This is a genomic window from Frankia sp. AiPs1 (assembly GCF_023716945.1).
In the GTDB taxonomy this organism is placed as follows: Bacteria; Actinomycetota; Actinomycetes; order Frankiales; family Frankiaceae; genus Frankia.
Genome location: NZ_JAMQQF010000548.1, coordinates 1 through 4015 on the forward strand (window position 1 = coordinate 1; position 4015 = coordinate 4015).

At 74.0% G+C, this 4015-nt stretch carries 3 protein-coding genes and 1 pseudogene; 2 read left to right on the forward strand and 2 right to left on the reverse strand.

All coding sequences use genetic code 11. The annotated features are described in order from the left end of the window. Positions 1-326: 326 nt before the first annotated feature. Together ND748_RS27075 and ND748_RS27080 are read left to right on the forward strand one after the other, a co-directional pair. Positions 327-893, forward strand: coding sequence for a hypothetical protein (locus tag ND748_RS27075; protein ID WP_251749038.1), 567 nt, complete (start codon positions 327-329; stop codon positions 891-893). 265 nt (positions 894-1158) lie between these two features. Further along, complete coding sequence (locus ND748_RS27080; RefSeq protein WP_251749039.1) at positions 1159-2424, forward strand: TIGR00300 family protein; 1266 nt, start codon at positions 1159-1161, stop codon at positions 2422-2424. An 81-nt stretch (positions 2425-2505) separates the two neighbouring features. Here ND748_RS27080 and ND748_RS27085 read toward each other — a convergent pair whose 3' ends face one another. Both ND748_RS27085 and ND748_RS27090 read right to left on the reverse strand, forming a co-directional pair. After that, on the reverse strand, positions 2506-3429 hold the full coding sequence (locus ND748_RS27085; RefSeq protein ID WP_374216048.1) for an ROK family glucokinase: 924 nt from the start codon (positions 3427-3429) through the stop codon (positions 2506-2508). A gap of 170 nt (positions 3430-3599) precedes the next feature. Next, positions 3600-4015 (reverse strand): annotated as a pseudogene (locus ND748_RS27090) (hypothetical protein); the annotation flags it as partial.

Here is a 4015-nt window from a genome sequence, read left to right on the forward strand (position 1 = left end):
CCGGAAAGCCCGCGAGCGGCGGCCCGGCCGGACCCGCAGGCACTGCCGCGGCGGCCTCCACGGACTCCAGCCCGACCGGACCGTCGTCGGCGGCCCCGCCGGCCTCGACGCACCCGCCCGTCTCGACTCAGCCGTCAGTCTCGAGTCAGCCGCCTGTCTCTACTCAGCCGCCAGTTCTGCCGTCGGCGGCCGGACGACCGGACGCCACGGCCGGTGCCCCCGGGAAGCCGGAGGCGGACGGGGGCGTCGCCGCCGAGGACGAGCTGGCCGCTCCGGCCGGCGGGGAACCGTCCGGAGCTGGGCCCGAAGACCCCGCCCCGCGGTCGGTGCCCCGTTCCCAGGAGGCCGACGACGCGGCCTTCCTCGATCTCATCGCGCACTTCGACGACGAGCCGGACACCCGGCGCTGGCCGGCGGCGGAGGACCTCGGCGACACCCGCCGCCCCACCGTGATCATCCTGCGTCCGCCGTTCGAGCCCGATGTCCCGCCCGCGCCGGACGACCGCACCGATCCCGGTCTGGACAAGGCGCCACCCCCCGGGCTGCATCCGCCCGGCATCAGCGGCGGGCGCGGCGCCGACCCAGCCGACTTCGTCGTGATCGATCTCGGCGGATCGGCGGACGCCCCGGCGGACCCGGAGGACGACCACTACGTGCCGCCACCGGCGCCGCCCCTGCCCCGGATCCGGCCAGGGACCCGTTGGGCACTGGGCTCGATCGCCCTCGGGGTGGTGTTCCTCGTCGTGCCGACCCTGATCGGCTTCAACCAGTCCCGCGCGCAGGACGTTACCGGCGTACTACTGATCCTCGGTGGGGTCGGTACCCTCGTCGCCCGCATGGGTGACCGACAGCCCACCGATTTCGACGGCCCCGACGACGGCGCGGTGATCTGACCGCGACGGTTCGGGCGTGAGCTGCCGCGATGAACCTGCGGCGGCGAACCGGCGGGGTGGCCGGCGTCGATGCGCGGCCGCGTGGTCGGGGTGTGGCCGCGTGGTCGGGGCGCCCCCTGCGGACGTTGTCGCGCCCCGGCCGGATCCCGCAACGGTCGCACCCGGGGAACACCGGAGGAAAGGCAGGGTCGGTGCGTGGCATCGGGCCTGAGGACGACGTCGGCGTGGCAGCCGTCGTATTGGCACCGAAGGGAAGGCGTTGGGCGTGCGTTACCACGAGAAGGTCGAGGTGCACGGGCACCTCATGGACACCGGTGTACTGGCCCGGGTGCTCGACGACGTACTGGACTACGGCGGCGACTACCGGGTCGATCACATCGACCTGGGACGCAGCCACGACGACGAGTCCCACGCGGTCGTCACCGTCGGCGCCGAGACGCCGCGCCGGCTCATGCGCATCCTCATGCGGATCCAGGTCCACGGCGTGAACAAGGTCGAGGCGGGCACGGCGCGCTGCGAGGCCGCGGACCGCGACGGCGCCTTCCCGCCGGACTTCTACTCGACCACGAACCTGGAGACCGTCGTTCATCTCGACGGCCAGTGGGTCCCCGTGGAACACCCCGAGATGGACTGCGGCCTGGTCGTCTCCGGCGGCCGGGTACGCACCGTCCCGGTGACGGACGTCCGCGCCGGCGAGATGATCGTCTGCGGGGTGGACGGGGTGAAGGTCGTCCTCCCGGTCACCGACCACTCCAGCCGGATCTACGCCGAGTACGAGGCGCTCGGCGCACCGCTGCCGAGCTCCACCCAGCCGCAGGCAGTCCTGGTGAAGGCGATCGCCCGCCAGGTCCGCGAGGTGAAGGCCGAGGGCGCCCAGGTGCTGTGGGTGGCCGGGCAGACGGTCGTCAGCACCGGCGCCGCACCCGCGCTCGTCGCCCTGGTCGAGGCCGGCTACGTCGACGTCCTGTTCACCGGGAACGCACTGGCGACGCTGGATGTGGAGGCGGCGCTCTACGGCTCCCCGCTCGGCCTCGGGCCGCTGCGCAGCGGCCGGGTCCAGCGCGGCAGCGAGCAGCACATCCGCGCGATCAACGCGATCCGCCGCGAGGGCTCGATCCGGGCCGCAGTGGAGTCCGGCCTTCTCTCCCAGGGAATCATGCACGCGATGGTGAAGGCGAACAAGACCTTCGTGCTCGTCGGGTCCGTGCGCGACGACGGCCCGCTGCCCGACGTCCACACCGACGTGGTTGAGGGGCAGCGGGCGATGCGCGCGGCGCTGCGTGGGGTCGGCTACGCGTTGATGGTCGCCTCCGCCCAGCACTCCGTGGCCACCGGCAACATCCTGCCGGCGTCCATCCCGGTCGCCTGCGTCGACGTGAATCCGACGACGGTGCACGCCCTCACGGAACGCACCAGCGCGCACGCCGTCGGAGTCGTCGCCGACACGGGCCTGTTCCTGGAGGAGCTCGCCGTCGAGCTGGTGCCGGACTTCCGCCCCGCCCGACCGGGGCCGGGCGGCCTTGGCGCCTGATCCGGGCTGCGCAGATCCCAGCCCTGCTTAGAAGATCCCGGGCCTGCGCAGATTCGGGGCCTGCGCAGATCCGGGGCCTGCTCAGATTCGGGCGAGGTCCGCGGCGCCGACCAGACCGGCCTGGGAGCCGAGCTCGGCGATGACCACCTCGGCCTGGGGACGATGCGCGCGGGCGGGCACCGTCTCGGCGAACCGCTCCCGAGCTGGGCCGAGCAGCAGCTCGCCGGAGTCTGAGACCCCACCGCCGACGACGAAGCGGTCCGGGTCCAGGATGGCGGTCAGACTGGCCATACCCTCGCCGAGCCAGTGGCCGATCTCGGTCAGGCAGCGGATCGCCGCCGGGTCGCCCTTGCGGGCCGCCTCGGTGACGTCCGGGCCGGTCAGCCGTTCGGCGTCACCGCCGCACGCCTCCAGCATCGCCGCGGCGGCAGACGGGTCCATCGCCGCGATCTCACGGGCGGCGCGGACCAGCGCCCGACCGCTGGCGTACTGCTCCCAGCAGCCGCGGTTGCCGCACCCGCACAGGTGGCCGCCCGGCACCATCCGCATGTGGCCGGTCTCCGCGCCGATGCCGAACGCGCCGCGGTAGAGCTCGCCACCGAGGACGATGCCGCTACCGATGCCGGTGCCCACGGTGAGGCAGACCAGGTCACGGCGGCCGCGGCCGGCTCCGAACCGGTACTCGGCCCAGGCCATCGCGTTGGCGTCGTTCTCGACTACGACGGGCAGCCCTACCCGGCCGCTCACCTCGTCGCGCAGCGGCTCGTCCCGCCAGGCGAGGTTGGGAGCGAACAGGACTCGTGAGCGGTCCGCGTCGATCCAGCCGGCGGCGCCGATGCCGACCGCCTTCACCTCGTAGTCGGCGCAGAGCTCCGCGACCACGGCGGCGATGGTGTCCGCGACCTCGGCGGCCGAATGACCAGGAGTGGGCCGCCGGATCGACGCGAGGACGGTGCCGGCGCCGTCGACGACGCCGGCGGCGACCTTCGTCCCACCGACGTCCACGCCGATCGTCAGGCCCGCGGTGCGCCGATCGTCGACCGACGTGTCCACGACGGCGGGCGGGAGGGGGCTGAGCGGGGCGTCCGAGCCCGCGGGACGGGCTGAGGAGGTGTCCGGGGTGCTGGCGCGATCCGGGTTACCGGGACGATCCGAGCTGCCGGAAACAATGGGGCTCACGTGACATCGATCCTCTGGACGCGTGGTCTGGGCGCTGGGGCGGAACGGTTACCCGCGGCGGCCCCCGGCCGCGGGTCCTGGCTGGCTGTGCGCCCCGCGCCCGGGGACGCGGGAGCGGGGGCGTCGGTCTCGACGCGGGCGTCACCGGAGTGGGCGGTGCCGGAATGGGCGGTACCGGAATGGGCGGTACCGGAGTGGGCGGTGCCGGCGCGAGCGTCACCGGAGTGGGCGGTGCCGGGGCGAGCGGTGCCGGAGTAGGCGTCGAGGGCCACGCGGAAGGCCGCCGCCAGTGATTCCGCGGCGGTCAGTAGGTGGCGGACCACCTCGGGCCGATCGCCGGCGAACATCGCCAGCAGCCGGCACAGCGGGCACGACGTGCAGGGCCGCCCGTGGCCCGCGCAGACCCCGCCGC